21 protein-coding genes and 1 pseudogene are annotated in these 24110 nt (G+C 72.6%); 11 read left to right on the top strand and 11 right to left on the bottom strand.

Annotated features, from left to right (window positions below; all coding sequences use genetic code 11):
- Positions 1 to 122: 122 nt before the first annotated feature.
- From hutI to hutU, 4 genes are all read right to left on the bottom strand, one after another.
- Positions 123 to 1298 (bottom strand): imidazolonepropionase, encoded by a 1176-nt coding sequence (gene hutI / locus AB0C62_RS17925; RefSeq protein ID WP_362974127.1) that lies wholly within the window; start codon positions 1296 to 1298, stop codon positions 123 to 125.
- Between the two features lie 113 nt (positions 1299 to 1411).
- Positions 1412 to 2770: a formimidoylglutamate deiminase gene (locus AB0C62_RS17920; RefSeq protein ID WP_362974125.1), complete on the bottom strand. Its 1359-nt coding sequence runs from the start codon at positions 2768 to 2770 to the stop codon at positions 1412 to 1414.
- Positions 2767 to 3990 (bottom strand): allantoate amidohydrolase, encoded by a 1224-nt coding sequence (locus tag AB0C62_RS17915; RefSeq protein WP_362974123.1) that lies wholly within the window; start codon positions 3988 to 3990, stop codon positions 2767 to 2769. Before AB0C62_RS17915 ends, AB0C62_RS17920 begins: the two co-directional genes overlap by 4 nt.
- The gene (gene hutU / locus AB0C62_RS17910) at positions 3987 to 5660 is read right to left on the bottom strand and encodes a urocanate hydratase (protein WP_362974121.1); all 1674 of its coding nucleotides are present in this window, start codon (positions 5658 to 5660) and stop codon (positions 3987 to 3989) included. The genes AB0C62_RS17915 and hutU overlap by 4 nt, the downstream gene beginning before the upstream one ends.
- Before the next feature lie 175 nt (positions 5661 to 5835).
- On the opposite strand from hutU, the gene AB0C62_RS17905 reads away from it, so the two are divergent.
- The 5 genes from AB0C62_RS17905 to AB0C62_RS17885 all read left to right on the top strand — a co-directional run bounded on the left by AB0C62_RS17905 (position 5836) and on the right by AB0C62_RS17885 (position 10031).
- Positions 5836 to 7410 carry a diaminopimelate decarboxylase gene (locus AB0C62_RS17905; protein WP_362974119.1) on the top strand — a complete coding sequence of 525 codons (1575 nt, stop codon included), beginning with the start codon at positions 5836 to 5838 and terminating at the stop codon, positions 7408 to 7410.
- Positions 7411 to 7840: 430 nt separating this feature from the next.
- Positions 7841 to 8248: a hypothetical protein gene (locus AB0C62_RS17900; protein ID WP_081217681.1), complete on the top strand. Its 408-nt coding sequence runs from the start codon at positions 7841 to 7843 to the stop codon at positions 8246 to 8248.
- A gap of 80 nt (positions 8249 to 8328) precedes the next feature.
- The gene (locus AB0C62_RS17895; protein WP_362974151.1) at positions 8329 to 9060 is read left to right on the top strand and encodes a transcriptional regulator; all 732 of its coding nucleotides are present in this window, start codon (positions 8329 to 8331) and stop codon (positions 9058 to 9060) included.
- Positions 9061 to 9124: 64 nt separating this feature from the next.
- Positions 9125 to 9640, top strand: a complete 516-nt coding sequence (locus AB0C62_RS17890) for a roadblock/LC7 domain-containing protein (RefSeq protein WP_362974117.1) — start codon at positions 9125 to 9127, stop codon at positions 9638 to 9640.
- A gap of 16 nt (positions 9641 to 9656) precedes the next feature.
- Positions 9657 to 10031, top strand: coding sequence for a hypothetical protein (locus tag AB0C62_RS17885; protein ID WP_081217684.1), 375 nt, complete (start codon positions 9657 to 9659; stop codon positions 10029 to 10031).
- Positions 10032 to 10067: 36 nt separating this feature from the next.
- Here the strand turns inward: AB0C62_RS17885 and AB0C62_RS17880 are convergent, their stop codons facing one another.
- The 3 genes from AB0C62_RS17880 to AB0C62_RS17870 form a co-directional block, all read right to left on the bottom strand.
- A complete protein-coding gene (locus AB0C62_RS17880; RefSeq protein WP_362974115.1) occupies positions 10068 to 10637 on the bottom strand; it encodes a hypothetical protein in 570 nt (189 codons plus the stop codon).
- 163 nt (positions 10638 to 10800) lie between these two features.
- The gene (locus AB0C62_RS17875) at positions 10801 to 11763 is read right to left on the bottom strand and encodes a MurR/RpiR family transcriptional regulator (protein WP_362974113.1); all 963 of its coding nucleotides are present in this window, start codon (positions 11761 to 11763) and stop codon (positions 10801 to 10803) included.
- Positions 11760 to 13301, bottom strand: coding sequence for an aromatic amino acid ammonia-lyase (locus AB0C62_RS17870; protein WP_362974111.1), 1542 nt, complete (start codon positions 13299 to 13301; stop codon positions 11760 to 11762). The genes AB0C62_RS17875 and AB0C62_RS17870 overlap by 4 nt, the downstream gene beginning before the upstream one ends.
- A 213-nt stretch (positions 13302 to 13514) precedes the next feature.
- Between AB0C62_RS17870 and AB0C62_RS17865 the strand changes: the two genes are divergently transcribed.
- Positions 13515 to 13955, top strand: coding sequence for a hypothetical protein (locus AB0C62_RS17865; protein ID WP_266614315.1), 441 nt, complete (start codon positions 13515 to 13517; stop codon positions 13953 to 13955).
- A 468-nt stretch (positions 13956 to 14423) separates the two neighbouring features.
- On the opposite strand, the gene AB0C62_RS17860 is transcribed toward AB0C62_RS17865, so the two are convergent.
- The gene (locus AB0C62_RS17860) at positions 14424 to 15818 is read right to left on the bottom strand and encodes a cystathionine beta-synthase (RefSeq protein WP_362974108.1); all 1395 of its coding nucleotides are present in this window, start codon (positions 15816 to 15818) and stop codon (positions 14424 to 14426) included.
- A 144-nt stretch (positions 15819 to 15962) separates the two neighbouring features.
- Between AB0C62_RS17860 and AB0C62_RS17855 the strand changes: the two genes are divergently transcribed.
- From AB0C62_RS17855 to AB0C62_RS17845, 3 genes are all read left to right on the top strand, one after another.
- Positions 15963 to 16991 (top strand): SGNH/GDSL hydrolase family protein, encoded by a 1029-nt coding sequence (locus tag AB0C62_RS17855; protein ID WP_362974106.1) that lies wholly within the window; start codon positions 15963 to 15965, stop codon positions 16989 to 16991.
- 493 nt (positions 16992 to 17484) lie between these two features.
- A complete protein-coding gene (locus AB0C62_RS17850; RefSeq protein ID WP_164370906.1) occupies positions 17485 to 18705 on the top strand; it encodes an acetyl-CoA C-acetyltransferase in 1221 nt (406 codons plus the stop codon).
- A 303-nt stretch (positions 18706 to 19008) separates the two neighbouring features.
- The gene (locus AB0C62_RS17845) at positions 19009 to 19806 is read left to right on the top strand and encodes a hypothetical protein (RefSeq protein ID WP_362974104.1); all 798 of its coding nucleotides are present in this window, start codon (positions 19009 to 19011) and stop codon (positions 19804 to 19806) included.
- Between the two features lie 60 nt (positions 19807 to 19866).
- On the opposite strand, the gene AB0C62_RS17840 is transcribed toward AB0C62_RS17845, so the two are convergent.
- A complete protein-coding gene (locus AB0C62_RS17840) occupies positions 19867 to 20178 on the bottom strand; it encodes a hypothetical protein (RefSeq protein ID WP_355872286.1) in 312 nt (103 codons plus the stop codon).
- A gap of 104 nt (positions 20179 to 20282) precedes the next feature.
- Here AB0C62_RS17840 and AB0C62_RS17835 point away from each other — a divergent pair, with 104 nt between their 5' ends.
- Entirely contained in the window at positions 20283 to 20513 is a 231-nt protein-coding gene (locus tag AB0C62_RS17835; protein ID WP_355872289.1) for a DUF4287 domain-containing protein, read from the top strand.
- A 107-nt stretch (positions 20514 to 20620) separates the two neighbouring features.
- Here AB0C62_RS17835 and AB0C62_RS17830 read toward each other — a convergent pair whose 3' ends face one another.
- Positions 20621 to 21502: a Bax inhibitor-1/YccA family protein gene (locus tag AB0C62_RS17830; RefSeq protein WP_362974102.1), complete on the bottom strand. Its 882-nt coding sequence runs from the start codon at positions 21500 to 21502 to the stop codon at positions 20621 to 20623.
- A 214-nt stretch (positions 21503 to 21716) separates the two neighbouring features.
- The gene (locus AB0C62_RS17825) at positions 21717 to 22922 is read right to left on the bottom strand and encodes a 4-hydroxybenzoate 3-monooxygenase (RefSeq protein WP_362974100.1); all 1206 of its coding nucleotides are present in this window, start codon (positions 22920 to 22922) and stop codon (positions 21717 to 21719) included.
- Between the two features lie 635 nt (positions 22923 to 23557).
- Here AB0C62_RS17825 and AB0C62_RS17820 point away from each other — a divergent pair.
- Positions 23558 to 24092: pseudogene (locus tag AB0C62_RS17820) on the top strand (transposase).
- Positions 24093 to 24110 lie beyond the last annotated feature (18 nt).

The following is a 24110-nucleotide window of genomic DNA, read 5'->3' as shown; positions in this document are numbered from 1 at the left end:
GGTCGGCCGCGTACTCGACGAAGCCGGTGGGCCCGCAGACGTAGACGGTGGGCTCGAAGTCGGGCGGCCACCCGGACCGCTCCGTTTTCCTGTCCTGCCGTCCGCCCGGACGGCAGGACATCTCAGACCGCGCGGACTCCGCGCCGCCAGACGCCGCTGACCAGGGGGACGCCGGGACGGTAGGCGAGGTGGACGTGGCTCGGAGCGTCCAGCAGGGTCAGGTCGGCGTACGCGCCGGGGGTGAGGCGTCCGACGTCGTCGCGGCGCAGGGCCCGCGCGCCTCCCGCCGTCGCCGACCACACGGCCTCGTCCGGCGTCATCCCCATGTCGCGCACCGCGAGGGCGACGCAGAAGGGCACGGACGAGGTGAACGACGAGCCCGGGTTGCAGTCCGTGGACAGGGCAACCGTGACGCCCGCGTCGATCAGCCTGCGGGCGTCCGGCCATTCCGCGCGGGTCGAGAACTCGGCGCCCGGCAGCAGCGTCGCCACGGTGTTGCCGCTCGCGAGGGCGTCGACGTCCTCGTCCGTCAGATGCGTGCAGTGGTCGGCGCTCGCCGCGTCCAGCTCGACGGCGAGCCGCACACCGGGACCGTACGTGAGCTGGTTGGCGTGGACGCGCGGGTGCAGGCCCTTCGCCCGGCCCGCCGTGAGGATCGCGCGCGCCTGGTCGCCGTCGAAGGCGCCCTTCTCGCAGAAGACGTCCACCCAACGGGCGTACGGGGCGCAGGCGTCGAGCATCTCGCCGGTCACCAGGGCGACATAGGCGGCCGGGTCGTCGGCGTGGTCCGGCGAGACGATGTGCGCGCCGAGATAGGTGACCTCGTCGGTGTGCGCGGCGGCGATGCGCAGCGCGCGGGCCTCGTCGTGGACGGTCAGGCCGTATCCCGACTTGGTCTCCATGGTCGTGGTGCCCTGACGGAGCGCCTCGTGGAGGTAGCGCGTGAGGTTCCGCTCCAGTGCCTCGTCGGAGGCGGCGCGGGTGGCGGCGACGGTGGTGCGGATACCGCCGGCGCTGTAGGCCCGGCCGGACATCCGGGCGTTGAACTCCTGGGTGCGGTCACCGGCGAAGACCAGGTGCGAGTGGGAGTCGACGAAGCCGGGGATCAGCGCACGGCCTTCGGCGTCGAACCGGTTGTCGGTGGCGGGTGCTTTGCCTGCTTCCCCGGTCCACACGATGCGGTCGCCGTCGATGACGACGGCCGCGTCCTGGATCAGACCGAGCGCGGATCCGTCACCTTGGGAGGGATCGTTGGTGACCAGACTGGCGATGTTGGTGATGACGGTCGTGCTGCTCATGGCGTCCTCAGGGGTGGCGGGACTGCGGGTGGGGGGCTGGTCACGGGGGCGACGGGGGTCGACGGGGGCCCACCGGCCGCTGCCGGGTGACGGGCCCCTCCGTCCCCTCCGTGTCAGGCGCGCAGGGCCTCGACGGCGTCCGCGAGCGCCGTCGGCACATCCGGTACGAGGGTGTGCGCGCCGTCGCGGACGATGTGGCGGCCCGCGACGACCGTGTGCCGGACATCGGCCGCCGTGGCCGCGAAGACGGCGGTCTCGGCCCCGAGGCGCGGCAGCGGTCCCGCTGTTCTGACCGAGTCGAGGGCGATCGTCGTGAAGTCGGCGAGCGCGCCGGTCTCGATGCTGCCCGCGTCGTCCCAGCCGAGGGCCGCGTGGCCGTCGGCGGAGGCGGCGCGCAGCAGGGCGGCGGCCGTCCAGTGACCGCGGGTGCGGGTGCGCAGCCGTTCGTTCAGCTCCATCGCGCGGGCCTCTTCGAGGAGGTCGATGACGGCGTGGCTGTCGGAGCCGAGCGACAGGGACGAGCCGGCGCGCTGGAGGGCGACGGCGGAGCCGATGCCGTCCGCGAGGTCGCGTTCGGTGGTCGGGCACATGCAGGTGCCGGTGCCGGAGCCGCCGATGAGGGCGATGTCCTCGTCCGTGAGGTGCGTGTTGTGGACACCGGTGGTGCGCGGGCCGAGGACGCCGTGGTCGGCGAGCAGCTGGGCGGGGGTGCGGCCGTGGGCGGCGCGGCAGGCCTCGTTCTCGGCGGTCTGCTCGGACAGGTGCACGTGGAGCGGGGCGCGCCGCTCCTCGGCCCAGCGCGCGACGGTGGCGAGTTCTCCGGCGGGCACGGCCCGTACGGAGTGGATCGCCGCGCCGATCCGTGCGTGATCCCGGTCCTTGAGAAGGGAGGAGCGTTCCGCCCAGGCCTCCGCGGTGCCGTCGGAGAAGCGGAGTTGGTGCTGGTTGGGCGGCTGTCCGAAGCCGGAGGAGAGGTAGGCCGTGTCGAGCAGGGTGATACGGATCCCGGCGTCGGCGGCGGCGGCGATGAGCGCCTCGCCCATGGCGTTGGGGTCGGCGTAGGGGGTGCCGCCGTGGGCGTGGTGGACGTAGTGGAACTCTCCGACGGCGGTGACTCCGGCGAGCGCCATCTCCGCGTACACCGCGCGGGCCAGGGCGTGGTAGGTCTCGGGGGTCAGCCGGTCGGCGAAGGAGTACATGATCTCGCGCCAGGTCCAGAAGGTGCCGGAGCCGACCTGGACGGTGCCGCGCAGGGCGCGGTGGAAGGCGTGCGAGTGGGCGTTGGCGAGGCCGGGGAGGGTGAGTCCGCGGAGGATCTCGGCGCCGGGCGGCGGGGTGTCGACGCCGGTGCGGACCTCGGTGACGCGGCCGTCCTGGCCGGTCCCGGAGCCGGCGGTGGACACGGTCACGGCGACGCCCGGCTCGACGTGGGTGTCGAGCCAGGCGTGTTCCAGCCAGTACGTCTGCGTCACCTGCAGGCCAGCCCTTCGAGTACGTCGGCGAGTGCGGTCACCCCGGCCACGCAGTCGTCCTCGGCGGCGAACTCGGCCGGGGAGTGCGAGACACCGGTGGGGTTGCGTACGAACAGCATGGCGGTCGGGACGGTGCCGGAGAGGATTCCCGCGTCGTGTCCGGCGCCGGTGCCGAGCACGGGCACGCTGAGGGCGGCGTCGCGCTCCGTGCCGAGGATGCGGGCGAGTTCGTCGCGCAGGGCGTGCTCGAACTCGACGACGGGGGTGAACGACTCGCGCACGACGTCGAGTTCGACGCCCTGTTCCTCGGCGTGGGTGCGGGCCGCCTTCTCGATGCCGGTGACCACGGTGTCGAGGGTGGCCTGGTCGGCGGCGCGGGAGTCGAGCCAGCCGCGCACGAGGGAGGGGATGGCGTTGACGCCGTTCGGCTCCACGGCGATCTTGCCGAACGTGGCGACGGCACCGGCGAGCCGGGCCTCCTGCCGGGCGCTGAGCACGGTCTCCGCGTACGACAGCATCGGGTCGCGGCGGTCCACGAGTCGGGTCGTACCCGCGTGGTTGGCCTCGCCGCGGAAGTCGAAGCGCCAGCGGCCGTGCGGCCAGATGGCGCTGGCGATGCCGACCTGGTCGCCGCTGATGTCGAGGGCGCGGCCCTGCTCGACGTGGAGTTCGACGAAGGCGCCGATCCGGCCGAGCCGCTCGGGGTCGGGGCCGATGGTGCCGGGGTCGTACCCGGCGCGCTCCATGGCCTGGGGCAGGGTGGTCCCGTCGGCGTCGGTGAGGCGGTGCGCCTGCTCGACGGTGAGCTGTCCGGCGGCCAGCCGGGAGCCGACGCAGGCGAGCCCGAAGCGGGCGCCCTCCTCGTCGCCGAAGTTGACGATGGCGAGCGGCTTGGTGAACTCCGCTCCGCGGGCGCGGAGTTCGTCGAGCGCGGCGAAGGACGAGACCACGCCGAGGGGGCCGTCGAACGCGCCGCCGTCGGGGACGGAGTCGAGGTGCGAGCCCGTGACCACGGCGTCGCCCGCCGCGGGGTCGCCGAGCCAGGCCCACTGGTTGCCGTTGCGGTCGAGTTCACAGGTGAGCCCGCGCGACTCGGCCTGCTGCCGGAACCAGGCGCGGCAGTCGGTGTCGGCACCGGTCCAGGCGAAGCGGCGGTAGCCGCCGGAGGCGGAGCTGCGGCCGATCGGCAGCAGCTCCGCCCACATGCTGTGGAAGGTCACGCGGTGCCGCCCTCGTCGCCCTCGCGCATCGGGATGCGCACGCCGCGCTCGTCGGCGACGGACTCGGCGATGTCGTAGCCGGCGTCGACGTGGCGGATGACGCCCATGCCGGGGTCGTTCGTCAGGACGCGGCGGATCTTCTCGCCGGCGAGCTTGGTGCCGTCGGCGACGGAGACCTGGCCCGCGTGGATGGAGCGGCCCATGCCGACGCCGCCGCCGTGGTGGATGGAGACCCAGGAGGCGCCGGAGGCGACGTTCACCATGGCGTTCAGCAGCGGCCAGTCGGCGATCGCGTCGGAGCCGTCGAGCATGGCCTCCGTCTCGCGGTAGGGGGAGGCGACGGAGCCGCAGTCGAGGTGGTCGCGGCCGATGGCGAGAGGGGCGGCGAGCTCGCCGGAGGCCACCATGTCGTTGAAGCGCTCACCGGCCTTGTCGCGCTCGCCGTAGCCGAGCCAGCAGATCCGGGCGGGCAGGCCCTGGAAGTGGACGCGCTCGCCGGCCAGCTTGATCCAGCGGTGCAGCGACTCGTTCTCCGGGAAGAGGTCGAGGATCGCCTTGTCCGTCTTGTGGATGTCGGAGGCCTCGCCGGACAGGGCGGCCCAGCGGAAGGGGCCCTTGCCCTCGGAGAACAGCGGGCGGATGTAGGCGGGGACGAAGCCGGGGAAGGCGAACGCCCGGTCGTACCCGGCGAGCTGGGCCTCGCCGCGGATCGAGTTGCCGTAGTCGAAGACCTCGGCGCCGGCGTCCATGAAGCCGACCATGGCCTCGACGTGCTGCGCCATGGACTCGCGGGCGCGGGTGGTGAAGCCCGCCGGGTCCTTGGCGGCCGCGTCGGCCATGTCGTCGAAGTCGATGCCGACGGGGAGGTAGGCGAGCGGGTCGTGGGCCGAGGTCTGGTCGGTCACGATGTCGATGGGGGCGCCCTCCGCGAGCATGCGCGGCAGCAGCTCCGCGGCGTTGCCCAGCAGACCGATGGAGAGCGGCCTGCGCTGGTCGCGGGCCTCGACGGCGAGCTGGAGCGCGTGCTCCAGGGAGTCGGCCCTCACGTCCAGGTAGCGGTGCTCGATGCGGCGCTCGATGGCGCGCGGGTCGACGTCGATACAGATGGCGACGCCGTCGTTCATCGTCACGGCCAGCGGCTGGGCGCCGCCCATGCCGCCGAGGCCGGCGGTCAGCGTGATGGTGCCGGCGAGGGTGCCGCCGAACTTCTTCGCGGCGACGGCGGAGAAGGTCTCGTAGGTGCCCTGGAGGATGCCCTGGGTGCCGATGTAGATCCAGGAGCCGGCCGTCATCTGGCCGTACATGGTGAGGCCGAGGGCCTCCAGACGCCGGAACTCCTCCCAGTTCGCCCAGTCGCCGACCAGGTTGGAGTTGGCGATGAGGACGCGCGGGGCCCACTCGTGGGTCTGCATGACGCCGACGGGGCGGCCGGACTGGACGAGCATCGTCTCGTCCTGCTTGAGGGTGCGCAGCGTGCGGACCATGGCGTCGAAGGAGCGCCAGTCGCGGGCGGCCTTGCCGGTGCCGCCGTAGACCACGAGCTTGTCGGGGTGCTCGGCGACCTCGGGGTCGAGGTTGTTCTGCAGCATCCGAAGGGCGGCTTCCTGCTGCCATCCCAGGGCGCTCAGTTCCGTACCGCGCGGTGCTCGGACGGGGCGGGGTCCTGACATGGTCTGCCTCCCAGCGGACTGTTGCTATGGATATTCACATCCTCGCTCCTTGAATAGGGCTAGTCAATAGCTCCACGGGCGGCTCCTGGCCGTCGCGGATGTTTGGCTGGGATCCATGGGCGCAGAGATGGACGGGGCGGGAGATCCGCCGTTCGACGGGGTGAGTGGGGCTGCGATGTCTTCGGCAGGAACGTCCGGACCGTCTTCGGGCGACACGACGGGGAGCGGGAACGGGACACCGGAGCGGGCCGGGAACCGGCCACCGCGGGGCGGCCGGGCCGGCACGCCGGACCTCGGCGGACGCCGGACCTCGGCGGACGACCGCGGGGCGGGCGTCGGCTCGCCGGACCGGAGCGGAAGCGGTGCCGCCGACGGGAGCGGCACGGGGAGCGACGCCGTGGCGGCGGCGGACGCCGAGCGGGTCGCCCGGCGGGACGACGCCGTGCGGGCCGCCGTGGAGCAGGGCCTCCTCACCCCGGAGCAGCCCGTCGTCGCCCTGCTCGACGTGCCGGGCATCCGGGCCTCGGCCGCCGCGCTGCGCGCCGCCTTCGACACGGTGACCGCGCCCGGCACTCCCGTGCTGCACGCCTTCGCGGTGAAGGCGGCACCCCTCGTGCCCGTCCTGCGGCTGCTGGCCGACGAGGGCGTCGGCGCCGAGGTGGCAAGCCCGGGGGAGCTGTCGCTGGCCCGCGCGGCCGGAGTGTCCCCCGACCGGACCGTCCTCGACTCCCCCGCCAAGACCCCCGCCGAACTGCGCGAGGCGCTCGCGGTCGGCATCGCGGTGAACGCGGACAACCCGCAGGAGCTGGACCGGATCGACGCCATGGTGCGCTCGGCGCCCACCCGCTCACCCATCGGACTGCGGGTCAACCCGCAGGTCGGCGGGGGGTCGATCGGGGCACTGTCCACGGCCACGGCGACCTCCAAGTTCGGGGTCGCGCTCCGGGACGAGGGCGCCCGCGCGTGGATCCTGCGGGCCTACGCCGACCGTCCCTGGCTGACCCGGCTGCACGCGCACTCGGGGTCGCAGGGCATGCCGCTCTCGCTGATGGCGCAGGGCGTGGCGGAGACGTACGCGCTGGCGGAGGAGATCAACCGGCACGTCGGTCGGCGGCAGGTCGACACGATCGACATGGGTGGCGGACTGCCGGTCAACTTCGGCTCCGACGCGACGGCCCCGACGTACGCGCAGTACGCGCGGCTGCTCGCCGAGGTGGTGCCGGGTCTGTTCGACGGGCGGTACGGGCTGGTCACCGAGTTCGGCCGGTCACTGCTGGCCAAGCACGGGACCGTCCTGGCGCGGGTCGAGTACGCGAAGAGCGCGGGGGGCCGCGCGATCGCCGTCACGCACGCCGGCGTCCAGGTGGCGGCCCGCACGGTGTACGCGCCGGCGGCCTGGCCGCTGCGGATCGCCGCGTACGACGCCAAGGGCCGCCCCAAGTCGGGGCCGGACGTGGTCCAGGACGTCGCGGGCCCCGCCTGTTTCGCCGGGGACCTGCTCGCCGAGGGCCGGGCGCTCCCGCTGCTCGAACAGGGCGACCACGCCGCCGCGCTGGACACCGGCGCGTACTACTTCGCGCACCACTACGCGTACAACTCCCTCGCCCGGCCGGGCATCTACGGCTTCGTGCCGGACGGCGACAGGGGCACCGGCGGCGTGCGGTTCGCGGTCGTGCGGGAGCCACAGACCCTGGAGGAGATCGTCGCGGAGTCGGGCGGCGCCCACGGCACGTCGCTGACCTCCCTGTAGGACGTCGCCCACGTCACCGGAGGCCGTCCGCCGCCAGGGCTTCCGCCCGGCCTCCGGTCCTCGGGGACCTGTCCGCCGGGAACCCGGCGGACGGCCGGCGCGTCCAAGGGCCGTGCCGTCGACGGGTGCCTCCCGCCGGCACCAGCGGCACGCCCCCGCGGGCTGACGGACGCCCCGCGCACCGCCCACTCACCGGCGTGCGCGGCGCCGCGCACGCCCACGCTCCCTCGCGGGCGCCCCCGTCGTACGCCCCAAGGCCGCACAAACCGCTCACCTGCGGTTTCAAGGGTGCCGGAAAATATGGTCAGTTGACCCACCTTAGTCATCCCGGGCATGTTCCACAGGAAAATGCCGGATCACTCACTCATCGCGCACACAGTGCGTAACTTCTGCGTCACTCGGCCGAACCCTTGGCGGGAGGGGAGACACGGTGCCCGGAATCGACGAGTGCCTGCTGGAAGCCATGACACTGCCCGGTGCGCGGGGTGCCTCGGTGGTCGACTGGACCAGCGGGCTGGCCCTGGGCACGGTCGGCGACGCGCCGGGCGACGACCACGAGACGACCGCGGCGGAGGCGGCCGAGCTGGCCCGACTCGCCGCCGAGAACCGGTCGTTCGCCCCGAAGGACGGCTCCGACTGGTCCGAGTGGTCGGACCAGGAGACCCCCATCGAGGACCTGATCATCAGCAACCGCGACAGCTACCACGTCCTCCGGTTCGTCCGGACCAGCTTCGACAGCAGCGTGTTCCTGCACCTGTGGCTGGGCCGCTCGGACGGCAACCTCGCACTGGCCCGGATCCGGCTCGGCGAGATGGCCGGACGGCTGGTGCTCGTATGACGACCGTCAGAACCCCTCCCCCGCCCCGGCTCCCGGTGCGCGACAGGGCTCCGAGCCCCGAGGCGGGCGGCCTCTCGCCCATGCTCGGCCGGCTCGCCGCCGAGCGGGCCACCGGCGTCCTCATCCGCGAACGCGGCACCCTCTACCTCGCCGACGGCGAGGTGGTGCACGCCGAGAGCCCGGCCACCCCCGGTATCGACGTGCTGTTCTCCGCCCGCGGGGTGCTGGATCCCGAGGTGTGGCGCGAGGCCGTCGCCCTGGCCGGCGCCCGTCGCCGGGTGGGCCGGTTCCTGATCGACACCGGACGAATAGCGGAGGGCGCCCTGCAGCTGTGCCACCTCGGCTCGCTGTACGACGCCGCGTACTTCGCGCTCGGACCGAGCAGTACCCCGAGCCGCTTCCGGTACGGCGCCGCGCACTGGTTCGGCCCGCTCCGCCCCGTACCCGTCGCCGCGCTGGAGCGCGAGACGGTGCGCCGCCGCGAACTGCTGCACCGCATATGGCCCGACGCGGCGACCGACACCGCCCCACTGCGGCGCGCCGGCCTCGCCGCGGGGCCCGCGATCCCGCTGCGCCAGGAGGCCGTCCTCGGCCGGGTGGACGGTGTCCGCACGGCGGCCGACGTGTCCGCCGCGCTGGGCCGGCCCGCCTTCCACACGCTGGTCGACCTGCGCCGGCTCGCCGCCGCCGGCCTCGTGACGGCCGCGCCCGCACCGCGGCCGCCCGCCGTGCCGAGCGTGCTCACCCAGTCCTCCAGCGATCCCGACGTCGCCCTGCTGCGACGCCTCAGAGACGCGCTGGAGGCCTTGTGAGCACCGACCCTCGGGAGGCCTTGTGATCCGCGCGCTGCGACAGCGTGCCGAGAGGAGACTGCTGATGGCGGCGGAACCCGAAGTCCTCGACGAACTCCACCGGTTACGGGCCCGTGTGCCCCAACTGACCGGAGCGCTCGCGGCCAGCGCCGACGGTCTCGTCCTCGCCCACGACACCCCCGGCGTCGAGCCGGACGGTCTGGCCGCGCTCACCGCGGCGGCCCTCGGGGTCGCCATCCGGATGGCGGAGGCCACCGGACAGGGCGACCTGCGCGAGCTGCTCGTCCGCGGCGTGAACGGCTATGTGGCGACGTACGCGGCAGGGGGCTCGGCCGTGCTGACGCTGCTGGCCCAGGACCGCGTCAACGTCGGCCGGCTGCACCTGGAGGGGCGGCGCTCCGGCACCCGGATCGGGGAGCTGGTCGACGCCGCAGCGGCGCGCGGCGAACCGCCCGCCGCTCCGGCCAAGCAGGCCGCGAAACCCTCACCGGGCATGCCGCGCCGCCCTCCGCGCGGCACGACACCCGCCCGACCCACGACCACTCCTGTCACGAACCACCCCAGCACATCCGAGAGTTGAGAAGGAGCACCACATCATGACGAACACCGAGACCGCCCTCAAAGAGGCCCTGGCGTCCATCGAGGGCGCGACCGGAGCGGCACTCGTCGACTACACCAGCGGTATGGCGCTGGGCACCATCGGCGGCAGCAAGAGCTTCGACCTCACCGTCGCCGCCGCCGGGAACACCGACGTCGTCCGCGCCAAGCTGCGCACCATGGAACACCTGGGCCTGAAGGGCGAGATCGAGGACATCCTGATCACGCTCTCCGACCAGTACCACCTGATCCGGCTGATGAAGGGGCGCGGCGGGAACGGACTGTTCCTGTACCTCGTCCTCGACCAGAAGCGGGCCAACCTGGCGATGGCCCGCCACCAGCTCAAGCGGATCGAGACCGACCTGGAGGTCTAGGACCGGCCCCGGGGCGAGCAACGACCCCGCGACGGGTCAGCGACGCCGTGCCCCTCCGGGCGCGGCGTCGCCCGCTGCCGGGCCGGTGGACCGTACGGCCTTGACCGACTTGCCCGCGGGAGCGCCGGCGCGCGGTCCGAGCCAGTCGACGCGCACCCAGATCAGCGCCTGCGCGTCGCGTTCGATCCGGCCGAGGCGCCCGGCCTTCAGCCACAGCCCGACACCCGTCCCGGCGAGCAGCATGCCGCCCGCGGCGGGGACCGCGAAGGAGCTGCCGAGCGCGGCGGCGAAGGCGAGCAGGAGCCACCAGCGGTGGCCCCGGCGCCAGTTGCGCACCGTCACGGCACGGTCCTGGAGCACGTCCTGCTTGCCGGCGCGCGCGGCGGACCGGACCAGGGCCGCGTACCGCTTCCCGCGCCGGGCCGCCACGACGACCGCCGCGACGAGGAACAGCGCGGCCCCCGCGAGGACCCCGATCCTTCGCCCCGTCAGACCGGGGACGAGCACCCCGATACCGGCCGCGAACACCCCGCACCACCACAGCGGTGCGGCTCCGGCCCGCACCACGACGGCCATCCGGGCCAGCCCCTGTCCTCCGCGCGCCATGATCTGCCTCCTGTCGCCGCACGTCCGCGCAACGGACGTGCCGCCGGCAGGCGCCGCGCCCGTTGTCTCCTCGGGCGCGCAGGCTAGCCGCGGAACGTGAGACGAGTCTGAGAGCCCGAACGGCATCCCGTCGCCGTGAGCCACCCGGACGGGACCGCGCCGCCTACTCCACGAACAGCCCCCGCGCGGCGGCCCGGGCGTCGAACTGCTCCAGCCGTGCCTGCGCGTCCGGCAGGTCGTCGCACATGGCCTCCAGCAGCACGCGGCCCAGCAGCATCGGCGCGCACGCCGTGTCGAAGGCGAGGCCGGTGCCGACGGCGGCGGGGATCAGCAGGTCGGACACCTTGGCCACCGGCGCGAACGCCGAGTCCGCGACGGTGACGACGGTCAGTCCTGCCTCCTTGGCGTAGCCGAGGGCGTCGACGACCTCGCGCGGGTGCCGGGGCAGCGCGAAGCACAGCAGCGCGGTGGCGCCGGCCCGGACGGCCGCGTCGATCCGGTCCTGGAGCATCGTGCCGCCCTCGTGCAGCAGCCGGACGTCGGGGTGGACCTTGGCGGCGAAGTAGGCGAAGCCGTAGGCCTGGGAGGCGGCGGCGCGCAGTCCGAGGACGGGCAGCGGACGGGACGCGGCGAGCAGCCGGCCGGCCCGGGCGACGGGCCGCGGATCGGCGAGGGCCTCGGCGAGGTGCCGCAGGTTCTCGATCTCGGCCTCGACGGCCTGCTGGTACTCGTTGTACGCGGTGGTGTCGGTGGCCGGTTCGGCGGGCGCCACCTCGCGCAGGTGCCGGCGCAGCGCCGGGTAGCCGTCGAAGCCGAGAGCGACGGCGAAGCGGGTGACGGAGGGCTGGCTGACCCCGGCGAGTTCGGCGAGTTCGACGCTGGAGAGGAACGGCACGTCGGCGGCGCTGCGCACCATGCTGTGCGCGATGCGCCGCTGGGTGGGGGTGAGCCGGCGTCCCTCGAAGAGGGCCTGGAGGCGTCCGGCGGGGCTGTCGTTCACCCGCGCCCCGCCGTCCTCGGCGGCGACTCCGGTCCCCGTCGCGTCCCCGTCCGCGGCTGAGGCTCCGTGCGTGCCCGCGCCCGCGTCCTCGCCGGTGTGCTTGCCTGCGGCCTTGTCCGCGCTCATGACGTGCTCCCCCTCCAGATGTCCGTGAACCGGTCGAGCAGTGCGGCGGCCGCCGTCACGTCGTCCGTGAGCGGCCGGTCGGCCTGCTCGGCGTCGAGTGCCGCCTCGGCCAGTTCCAGTGCCCGTCCGGCCGGCAGCTCCGGGTCGGGCCGCAGGCCGCGCTGGCGCAGCGCCCGTACGGCGGCGACCAGTTCACAGCCGACGACGAGACGGTACGCGTCGCAGGCCCGCAGCGTCTGACGTGCGGCGAGCGAGGCGAAGCTCGCCTGTTCCTCGACGCCTCGGGAGAGTACAGCGTGGCCGAGCGAGGCGGGCGCGGAGAACGCCCGCAGGTCACCGAGCGCGGCACCGGCGGCGTACTCCAGGATCATCACGCCGGAGGAGGCCGCCTCCTGGTCCGCGAGGAAGGGGCGCAGGCGGGTGTAGGCGGGCTCGTTGAGGGTGGACAGGCGCGAGGTGGACAGCCGCGCGACCTGCGTGACGGCGAGCCGGAAGTGGTCCAGGGCGAGGGCGAGTTGGGCCTGGTAGAAGCCGCCGTGGTGGTAGGCGGCCATGTCTTCGGCGGAGATGAGCGGGTTCTCGGCCGCGGCGTTGATCTCGACGGCGAGCACCTCCTCCAGCGCGTCCGCCGCGTCCTGCGCGGGGCCGTGTATCTGCGGGAGGCAGCGGAAGCCGTACGGGTCCTGGATCCGGCCGAGCGGCGGGGTGGGCCGGTCGGCGGCACCGATCAACTCCCGCATTCTGCGGGCCACTTCGACGGATCCCCGGTGCGGCCGGGCGGCGTGCACGGGGGCCGCGTACGCCTCGTGGGAGCCGTCGACGGCCAGCAGTGACAGCGCGGCGACGACCTGGGTGGCGCCGATCAGCCCGCGCAGTTCGTGCAGTGCGAGCGCGGCCTGTCCGAGGGTGAGCGCGTTGCTGCTGATGAGGGCGAGGGCGTCGTTGTTGTCGAGCGGCTGCGGCGCCGGGGCCAGGAGGGCGGGCGCGGCGCCGTCGGGACCCCGCCAGGGGTGTTCGCCGGCGAGGGCGAGGCCGAGCTGGGCAAGGGCGGCGATGTCGCCGGTGCCGACGGAGCCGAACGCGTTGACGACGGGGAAGACGCCGGTCTCCAGGGCCTCGCAGAGTGCCGTCACGACGCTGGGGCGCAGTCCCGCGCCGCCGGCCAGGAGCTGGTTGGCGCGGACGGCGAGCATGGCGCGGACCTGGCGTGCGGGCAGCTCCTCGCCGATGGCTCCGGCGTGGCTGCGCAGCAGGCGCAGGCCGTGGTCGGCGGCCGCCTCGGTGGGCACGTCCTCGTTCCGGTTCGCGCCGACCCCGGTGGAGCGGCCGTAGACGCGGCCGGTGGCGGCGATCTGCCGGGCGGCGTCCCAGGACATCTCGGCGCGCTTCATGCCGTCGGTGCCGGGAACCGGCCGGGCGAGCCCGTCGGCGAGCCGTACGACGTCGTCCACGCCGGTGCCGCGGCCGTCCAGGACCACGAGAGGGACCTGCGCCGGGCGGGCCACCGCACTCGACGTGTCCACAGTCTGCGACGACATCACGCGCACACCCTCCTCGGTCCGGACGTCGGATCCTGCCCGGCGGCCTTCGGCGGCCGACACTCGGCGCCGATCCGTTGCCAACCTATTCAGACAGGGAGAACTCTGCATGACGGTATGCAGGGCGGGCAAGGGACCCGGGGGGTCAGCCCCGCCGTAACAGGGGGGCTAACCCCAGTGCCACGGGGCCCGCGGCTGCCTAACGTGAAGGGCATGACCGGTATGGATGCCCGCCACGACGACGCCGAACTGAAGAAGGAACTCGACGCCACCCTGCACGCGCGCAGGGAGCTCGGCGACGAGTACGAGTCCGCCCTCGTCGACTCGTTCCTGGAGAAGGTCGAGCAGCGCCTCGACGGAGCGGTCGACCGCCGGGTGCGGCGCCAGCTCGCCGAGCAGCAGATGGTGGCGGCGCGCGGTGCGCGTTCGCCCCAGTCGTCCGACTCCTGGGGCGAGCGGTTCGGCTTCGGGATCGTCTCCCTCGTACTCGCCGTCCCGCTGTCCGGGATCGGCGGCGGGGTCGCGGGCCTGAAGGGACTGCTCGTCGCCTGGGTCGGGATCGTCGGGGTGAACGTGGTGCAGGCGGCGCGCCTGTCCCCGGACTTCTTCGGCCGCCGCAGGTCCGGCCGGGGCGGCTCGGACTGGGAGGACTAGGACCGCACGCCGCACGGGACTCTCTGGGGCTCTGGACGACGGACACACGTGAGGGCCCGGTACTCGGTCGATCCGGGTACCGGGCCCTCGTGACGTATAGCGCGGGGACCGCCGCACCCCCGTTACCGGGGGGCGGGACGACGGCGGTCCCCGCGAGGGACGCGTGCCGGGTCAGGGCCGGGCGTGCGCGTCCTTGGCGTCCATGGAGGTCCGGGAGCCGCTCCGGAGGTCCTTGGCGCCGTTTTGGCGTCGGCCGGGGCGGGGAGCCGCTCCCGCCCTGCCGACATCCACCAATGTGCCGGACGCGTGTTAAGCGGGTGCTGCGCGGACGTGACGTGCTCGTACCACTTCCGCGAAGTTCGCTCCGGACGGGACGGGAAGATCCATCCGGTGATCCACCAAGGGCCGGCCGATCGAACAGACGCACGGCACCGAGGCGGTGCCGTGCGTCTGAACAGCCGGTCCGGGTTACTGCCGGACGCCGCCCTTGGCCAGGAAGGACAGCAGGTCCTGGCGGCTGACGACGCCGGTGGGCTTGCCCTCGACCAGCACGATCGCGGCGTCGGCGGTGCCGAGCACGGTCATCAGGTCGCCGACCGGCTCACCGGACCCGACCTGCGGCAGCGGCGCCGACATGTGCTTCTCCAGCGGGTCGTTCAGCGAGGCCCGCTGGGTGAACAGCGCGTCGAGCAGCTCGCGCTCCACGACCGACCCGATGACCTCGGCGGCCATCACGTCCGGGTGGCCGGCGCCCGGCTTCACGATGGGCATCTGCGAGACGCCGTACTCGCGCAGCACCTCGATGGCCTCGCCGACGCTCTCCTCCGGGTGCATGTGGACGAGGGAGGGGATGGAGCCGTGCGCCTTGTCCTTCAGGACGTCGGCGACGCGCGCGTTCGGGCCGGTGTCCTCCAGGAAGCCGTAGTCGGCCATCCACTCGTCGTTGAAGATCTTGCTGAGGTAGCCGCGCCCGCTGTCGGGGAGCAGCACCACGACGACGTCGTCCGGGCCGAGGCGCTCGGCGACGCGCAGCGCGGCGACCACGGCCATGCCGCAGGAGCCGCCGACGAGCAGGCCCTCCTCCTTGGCGAGGCGGCGCGTCATCTGGAAGGAGTCCTTGTCGGACACGGCGACGATCTCGTCGGCGACCGTACGGTCGTACGCGGTCGGCCAGAAGTCCTCACCGACGCCCTCGACCAGGTACGGGCGGCCCGAGCCGCCGGAGTAGACGGACCCCTCGGGGTCGGCGCCGACGACCTGGACCCCGCCGTCGCTGGCGTCCTTCAGGTACCGGCCGGTGCCGGAGATGGTGCCGCCGGTGCCCACACCCGCGACGAAGTGGGTGATCTTCCCCTCCGTCTGCGCCCACAGCTCGGGGCCGGTCGAGTGATAGTGCGAGAGGGGGTTGTTCGGGTTGGAGTACTGGTCGGGCTTCCAGGCTCCGGGCGTCTCACGGACCAGCCGGTCGGAGACGTTGTAGTACGAGTCCGGGTGCTCCGGGTCGACGGCGGTGGGGCAGACCACGACCTCCGCCCCGTACGCGCGCAGCACGTTGATCTTGTCGGTGGAGACCTTGTCGGGGCACACGAAGATGCACTTGTACCCCTTCTGCTGCGCCACGATGGCGAGGCCGACACCGGTGTTCCCACTGGTCGGCTCGACGATCGTGCCGCCCGGCTTGAGGGCGCCGCTCTCCTCGGCGGCCTCGATCATGCGCAGGGCGATGCGGTCCTTCACGGAACCGCCGGGGTTGAAGTACTCGACCTTCGCCAGGACGGTCGCCTGGATGCCCGCGGTCACGTTGTTGAGCCTCAGCAGCGGGGTGTTGCCGACGAGGCTGATCATCGAGTCGTGGAATTGCACCGTTGTCTCCGGAGCTGCGTTTTTTACAGGAATGGTCCCGTCAGCCTACGGCCCTGGACAGTCGTTCACGCCCCGTTGAGATTGGCCGACCTCCTCTACGGGGCAAGCAGTGGTTGTACGGCTACAAGGAGGTGGCGGCGACGGATGTCGAGCTTGTCGAGGGCGAGGGTGGCCCGGCGGATCGCTGCGGGAGCGGCGTACGGCGGTGGCGGGGTCGGGCTGGTGGGCGCGGCGGCCGTCGGTCTGGTGCTGGCGGAGGTGCAGCTGGCGAAACGGCACGTGGGCAACGGACACGCTCCGTACGCCCCGCGCGCGGACGGTCTCTACGGGTACGACTACGCGGGCGCCTCCCCTGACGAGCCGCCGCTGCGTCTGATGATGCTCGGCGACTCGACGGCCGCGGGCCAAGGGGTGCGGCGGGCCCGCCAGACGCCGGGAGCGCTGCTGGCGTCGGGGCTCGCGGCGGTGGCGGAGCGGCCGGTGGAGCTGTGCAACGTGGCGCTGCCCGGGGCCCAGTCAGACGACCTGGACCGGCAGGTCGCGCTGGCCCTGACGGACAGCTCCCAGGTGCCGGACATCTGCGTGATCATGGTCGGCGCGAACGACGTGACACACCGGATGCCGCCGACGCGGTCCGTACGCCACCTCTCGGCCGCGGTACGGCGACTGCGCACAGCGGGTGCGGAGGTGGTCGTCGGGACGTGTCCCGACCTGGGCACGGTCGAGCAGGTCCAGCAGCCGCTGCGGTGGCTCGCCCGGCGGGCGTCCCGTCAGCTGGCCGCGGCGCAGACGATCGGCACGGTCGAGCAGGGCGGGCGGACGGTGTCGCTGGGCGACCTGCTGGGGCCCGAGTTCGAGGCGAACCCGCGGGAGCTGTTCGGCCCCGACCACTACCACCCCTCGGCCGAGGGGTACGCGACGGCGGCCATGGCGCTGCTGCCCACGGTGTGTGCGGCGCTGAACCTGTGGCCGGCCGACGAGGAGCGGCCGGACGTCTCGCGCAACGAGGGGTTCCTGCCGGTTGCCCGGGCCGCCGCGGAGGCGGCGTCCGAGCCCGGCACGGAGGTGGCTGCCGCCATGCCCACGGGGCCGCGCGGCCCCTGGGCCCTCCTCAAGCGCCGGCGCCGGCGCCGCCTCCCCGCCACGGACCCGACCCCGGCCCCGTCCACCTGACCCCGGCCGGGGTCAGGTGGCCGCCCTGCCGACTGGGGCCCACTCCCGACTGCGGGCGCGCGGGGGCTGATCGCGCAGTTCCCCGCGCCCCTAGGCATCTCACCCCGGCCGACGCCAAGAACCGAACCGGGAGACCCGCACCGTCCGCGCAGTTCCCCGCGCCCCTAGGCATCTCACCCCGGCCGACGCCAAGATCCGCGCCGGGGGGCCGCGGTCCTGGGTGTCTCACCGGGGAGGAGGATTCAGCCCCTCCGGCGTTTGAGGAGCGGGGTCTGGGGCGGAGCCCCAGGTGGAGGGGGGACACCAGCGCCGGGCGGCCGATGAAACCCGGCGGGAGAAACGGACCCCCTCCCCCAAGGCGCCCCCGCCAGAGAAAAGCAAGCGCTTGGAAAGTGCGGCCCGTGTCACACGTCGAGACCGGTGACCCGGGCGGTACGTGCGGGTAACTTCCCAAGCAGCCCTGCACACATCCCAGAGCGCCAATGGAGCCGTGATGCCCGAAGCCGTGATCGTCTCAGCCGCCCGCTCCCCGATCGGCCGCGCCTTCAAGGGCTCCCTGAAGGACGTGCGTCCCGACGACCTGACCGCCACGATCATCGAGGCCGCCCTGGCCAAGGTCCCCGGGCTCGACCCGAGGGACATCGACGACCTGATGCTCGGCTGCGGCCTCCCCGGCGGCGAGCAGGGCCACAACCTCGCCCGGATCGTGGCCGTGCAGATGGGGATGGACCACCTCCCCGGCTGCACGATCACCCGCTACTGTTCCTCCTCGCTCCAGACCTCCCGCATGGCCCTGCACGCCATCAAGGCCGGCGAGGGCGACGTCTTCATCTCGGCGGGCGTCGAGATGGTGTCGCGGTCGGTCAAGGGCACCTCCGACGGCATGCCGGACACCCACAACCCGCTCTTCGCCGACGCCGAGGCCCGCACGGTCGAGGTGGCGCAGTCGGAGGGCTCGTCCTGGCACGACCCGCGCGAGGACGGCCTGATCCCGGACGCGTACATCGCGATGGGCCAGACCGCCGAGAACCTGGCCCGCCTCAAGGGCGTCACCCGCCAGGACATGGACGAGTTCGGCGTTCGCTCGCAGAACCTCGCCGAGGAAGCCGTCAAGAACGGCTTCTGGGAGCGGGAGATCACCCCGATCACCACCCCGGACGGCACGGTCGTCAGCAAGGACGACGGTCCGCGCGCGGGGGTCACGCTGGAGGGCGTCCAGGGCCTCAAGCCCGTCTTCCGCCCCGACGGCATGGTCACCGCCGCCAACTGCTGCCCGCTGAACGACGGCGCCGCCGCCCTCGTGATCATGTCCGACACGAAGGCCCGCGAGCTCGGCCTGACCCCGCTCGCCCGCATCGTCTCGACCGGCGTCACCGGCCTCTCGCCCGAGATCATGGGCCTCGGCCCGGTGGAGGCGAGCAAGCAGGCGCTGCGCCGTGCCGGTCTCACCGTGGGCGACATCGACCTGTTCGAGATCAACGAGGCCTTCGCCGCCCAGGTGATCCCGAGCTACCGCGACCTGGAGATCCCGCTGGACAAGCTGAACGTGAACGGCGGCGCCATCGCCGTCGGCCACCCCTTCGGCATGACCGGCGCCCGCATCACCGGCACGCTCATCAACAGCCTCCAGTTCCACGACAAGCAGTTCGGGCTGGAGACCATGTGCGTCGGCGGCGGCCAGGGCATGGCGATGGTCATCGAGCGCCTCAGCTAGGACACCCGTGAACTCCCGTTGCCCTGTGGGTGACGGGAGTTGGACGCACGGTGACCGAATCGGCCCAGAACCCCGTAACCACCGGGGCTCTGGGCCGATTTGTGATCCAATCCCATCCAAGATGTGACCTACGTCCCTCCCGACCGGCGTTCGCGCAGGTCACAGTGGTTACGTGGCTAAACCCCGGCCCCAAAGTCCTGTCCCATTTGTGACGTTACGCACTGACAGTTTGATGGTTCGCCCTTCAAGCTGATGTAGGAAGTCGGGGGCCGACTTTGAACCGGGAGTACGTCAGTGAGCGCCATGCCGATTGCTTTGCTGCTCACCACCGCCGCCACCGCGGCCGTGGGCGTCGCCGCTCTGCGCACCCTGCGGGGTCTGCGCCGGCAGGTCGCGGCCCTGCACAACGAACTTGTCGAGAGCCGCGCCGGTGACGCGCGCGGCCTCGTGCCCGCGGCGCGTGGAGCGGCCGACGCGGACGAGATACGCACGGCCGTGGCCGAGGCGCTCGCCGAGGAGCGGGAGCGCGAGCTCGCCGAGGCGCGGGCCTTCTGGGCCGCCCAGGAGGCGCGGGACGCCTCCGACGCGCCCTCGCTGCTCGGACTGCCCGACAGCGAGCTGTTCCTGCCGCGTCACTCGGACTTCGCGGGCCTGGAGCCCCTGGAGCCGGTGACCGAGGCCGGTCCCGACGTCGAGGACTTCCTCCAGGGCGGCGCCTCCGGCGACTCGCCCGAACTGGCCGCGGCCCGCCGCCGGCATCCCTCGCACCCGGACTTCGTCCCGGTCCAGTCACCCGTGGTCAACGACCACGAACGCACGGTGGCCTGCCTGGAGGAGCTCGCCGAGTCCCGTACGGAGCTGGCGGACGTCCGTCCCGGCCCGCTCGGCACGCTCGACGTCTACGTCTTCGCCGACGGCACCACCCTGTGCATGACCCCGGGCCACCGCGAGACCGCCGAGCAGCTCGCCGCCGCGCTGGACGCCGGTGAGACCCCGGTCCTGCTGGGCGGCTCCGGCGTCTCGGGCGCGTACGCCCTGACCTTCGCCTTCGGCGAGGAGAACGTGTACATCCTGGCGGACCGCGTCATAGCGTCGTTGTGACGTCCGCGCCGGGAGCGCGCCACCGAGCGGCACACCGCGCGCCGGAGTCGATCCAGTGGATCAGACCCCGGCGCGTTTCTGTGCCTCCGCGACGAGCGTGACCGCTTCGGCCAGTTCGTCCTCGTCCTTCAGCACGAGCGCCAAGTCGTGCGCGGCGACGGTGATTTGGTCGGCGGCGGCGAACATCCCGGCGTCGGGCATCTCCCGCGGCTCCCCCGAGGGGTCCTCGACCCGCTGGGTGCGCAGCGCGAACTCCCTGGCCAGGCCCAGGGCCTCGGCCGCGGCGCCGCGTTGCAGGCGGCTCTGCGGCGCGGCGCGCAGCCGGTCGGCGAAGTGGTCCACGGCTCGGGTCAACGGCGTCGTATCCAGCACGCCGCGAGACTACGCGCAGCGACGGGACTGTTGCCAACGACCCAACGCTCAGGCACGGTGGCGTGAAGGACCGGCTCACATCCCCTTTGCGTCCGGAGGCGCCGATGTCCCACGTCTTCTCCGAGGAGACCCATCGCAATCTGCTCGCCCGCATTCCCCATTGCACCGGTCGTGAGATCTCCGACTGGATCCGCACCGTCGACGAAGGCCCCTCCCTCTTCCGCTTCGAGGAGAAGGTCAGCTGGCTCCGTGCCGAGCACGACCTCGCGTACGGCCACGCGAAGGCGATCATTCACGAGTACGACCTGAGGAGGGCCGCGCGCAAGCTCCTGTGAGCGCGCGCACCACCGAGACGACCGGCACCCACGACGAAGGGCCCGCGAACCGGTGAGGTCCGCGGGCCCTTCGTGTCGGTCGACGGCCGCCCGGGCCGCCGGCTCCGCTAGTCGTCGCCGCTGAAGATGGCGACCAGCCGCAGCATCTCGACGTAGATCCACACGAGCGTCAGCGTCAGGCCGAACGCGGCCAGCCATGCCTCGTCCTTCGGCGCGCCGTAGGCGATGCCGTCCTCGATCTGCTTGAAGTCGAGGGTGAGGAAGAAGGCGCCGATCAGGATCGCCAGGATGCCGACGATCGCGCCGAGCGGGCCGTTGCTGCGCAGACCGCCGTCCGGGGCGACACCGAAGGCGACCAGCAGCAGGTTCACCGCCAGGACGACGACGAACGCGATGGCGATGGTCATGCCGATGCGCGCGTACCGCGCGGTGACCCGGATCCAGCCCGCCTTGTAGACGAGGAGGGTGGCGCCGGTGACCGCCATGGTGCCGAGCACGGCCTGGAAGGGCGCGCCGGACCACTGCGAGTTGTACATCTCGCTGAGGACCCCGAGGAAGACACCCTCGAAGGCGGCGTAGCCGATGATCAGGGCCGGTGTGGCCTTGCGCTTGAAGGACTGCACCATCGCCAGCACGAACGCGACGAGCGCCGAGCCGATGGCCAGGCCGTAGCTGGTGCTGGAGACCGGCAGCAGCGCCCAGGCGAGGACGGCACCCACGACGACGGTGCCGAGGGTCATGGCCGAGCGCAGGACGACGTCGTCCATCGTCATACGGCCGGCGGAGACCGGGGCCTGCGGCGGAGCGCCGTACTGAAGGTCCTGCTGTGCGTACGGGTTCTGCGCGTAGGGGTTGCCGCCCTGCTGGGCGTACGGGTTCCCCTGCGTGCCGACAGCGGGTCCCCCGGCCTGCGGCGCCGCGTTGAAGCCCGCGTAGCCGTTGTCGCGGCTGAACCCCCGTCGCGAGAAGACCGGGTTGCTGCTCCTCATTTCACGCCTCCATGGCCACCCTGCGTGGCCTTGGCTCAAGAGTAATAGGTAGGCAAAGGACTGACCCTAGTGCTTGGGGAGGATCTTTCCCTTGTGGTGCCACCGTACGCGTGTGCCCCCACGCACGCCCGTACTGGTACGAAGCCGTGACCACCGGCTCCGCGAGCACTCGTGCCCTGTCAAGCGACCTTGATCCCTTCTTATTCCGCTTTGCCTACGACCTGGGCGTCCCGCCCGGTGCCGCGGCCTCGAAGGGGAAGCCCGTGTAGCCCTCCGCGAGGTCCGCCGCGGCCGACCGGGAGGTGGCGAACCGCTCCAGGCGGGCGAGCTGGAGGCGGTCCTCGAACGGGCTCGCGGCGGGGTCGCGGTGCAGCAGGCTCGTCATGTCGTACGAGAACCGCTCCGCCTGCCAGACCCGGCTCAGACAGGTCTCGGCGTAGGAGTCGAGCAGGGCGGCCGATCCGGTGTCCCGGAGGTGGACGAGGGCGCGGGCGAAGGTCACGACGTCGCCGACGGCGAGGTTGAGGCCCTTGGCACCGGTCGGCGGCACGATGTGGGCGGCGTCCCCGGCGAGGAAGAGCCGGCCGTGCCGCATCGGCTCGTGGACGTGGCTCCGCATGGGGGTGACGGACTTCGCCGTGATGGTCCCCCGGCGCAGCCGCCAGCCGTCGGTGGTCTCCAGGCGCCGCTCCAGCTCGTCCCAGATCTCCTCGTCGCCCCAGGCCGCGGGGTCGGTGCCCTCGGGCACCTGGAGGTAGAGCCGGGAGACGGTCGGCGAGCGCATACTGAGCAGGGCGAAGCCGCGGTCGTGGCGGGCGTAGACGAGTTCGTCGTGCGAGGGCGGCACGTCGGCGAGGATGCCGAGCCAGGCGAAGGGGTAGGCCCGCTCGAAGACGCGGGTCAGCTCGGCGGGCACGGCCTTGCGGGCGACGCCCCAGAAGCCGTCACAGCCGACGACGTAGTCGCAGTCCAGGACGTCCTCGCGTCCCTCGTACCGGAACCGCACGCGGGGCCGGTCGCCCTCGGCACCCTCCACGGCCAGCGCCTCGGCCCCGAAGAGCAGGGGACCGCCCTCCTTGAGCTGGAGGGCGATGAGGTCCTTGCACACCTCGGTCTGCGCGTACACCATCACGGACCGTCCGCCGGTGAGGGCCGGGAAGTCGACGCGGTGCCGCCGACCGGCGTACCGCAGCTCGATCCCGTCGTGGCGCAGCCCCTCCCGGTCCATCCGCTCCCCGGCGCCGGCGGCCCGGAGCACGTCGACCGTCCCCTGCTCCAGGATCCCGGCCCGCTGCCGCTGCTCCACATAGGTGCGGTCCCGGCTCTCCAGGACCACGGAGTCGATCCCGGCGCGGTGCAGCAACCGGGCGAGCAGCAGCCCGGCCGGACCGGCCCCGACGATCCCCACGGTGGTACGCATCGGCACGCCCCTTCGCTCCCTTTGTTCGCCTGGTGAAATTTCCTTCACCTTTCACCGAGGGGAGTCTCCGTCGCCGCACGACCGCTGTCAACGGTCGGCCGGCAGGCACGGGGAGGTACGGGTGGGAGCAGGGGGAAGATCGGAGGTGCCCGGAGCCGGACTTGAACCGGCTTTGCTTCGGCTCTCCGAAATGCCTTTGACCTGCTAAAACGTCCTGACCTGCGTGTACCCGGATCGTGGACGCTTCCAATTCCTGCCGATTCCCTCCCCTGAGCGTCGATCTCGACACCCCATTGCGTGCGCGGCCGTGAAGTGCGGCGTGCGCGGCCGAAAGTCGTCGGCCCCCGCCGGACGGCGGGGCCTGCGGCACTGGAGGCCGTAGTTCAAGTCGACGGAAGCAGCGACGTCGACGTCGTACCAGCGCGCTTCGTCGGTCGCCAGGTCGCTGTATGGCTCGTCGCCGAGCATTTCGGCGGTCAGCGCGGGGCAGACGGAGGCATCGGCGCTGTCGAGCGGGGAGTCGACCGAGCTTACGAACTCGTAACACGATCTTGTCGAAGTGCCCTGGTCCGGCGTGACCGATGTGACGATTCGGCCGTTCGGGATGATGTAAGTACCCCGCCGCGGATCGTGACTTGTGGGAGTTGATCGAACCGCTGCTGCCGCCCTGGCCAGAGAAGTCGCCGGGCCAGCAGCCGGTGGCGGACCGGCTGTGTCTGCAAGGCATCCTGTACGTCGTCCACAACGACATAGCCTGGCAACTCCTGCTGCTGGAGTTGCGGTTCGGCTCGGGACAGACCTGCTGGCGGCGTCTGGATCGCTGACGGCAGGCGGGCACCTTCGACCAGCTGCACCGCATTCTGTTTGGCGTCTCGGCCGGCCACGCCGCCGCCCCAATTCGCTGCTCGGCGACAAGGGCTACGACTCCAACCCCCACCGCGAGGAGCTCCGCAAGCGCCGGATCCTGCCGGTCATCTCGCGCAAGGGGCGCCCCGAACATCAAGGGCCTGGGCAAGCTCCGCTACGCCGTGGAGCAGACCTTCAGCCCTGCTCCATCAGTTCAAGCGTCTCGCCGTCCGCTGGGAACGCCGAACCGAACTCCACGACGCCTTCGCCTCATTGGCCTACGGCCTCATCTGCTGGAGGCGACTGAAGAAGCACCGATCATGATCGCCTCACGAGCTTTTG

This window comes from Streptomyces sp. NPDC048643, assembly GCF_040650615.1.
Classification (GTDB): domain Bacteria; phylum Actinomycetota; class Actinomycetes; order Streptomycetales; family Streptomycetaceae; genus Streptomyces.
This window is presented reverse-complemented; position numbering and strand designations above follow the sequence as displayed.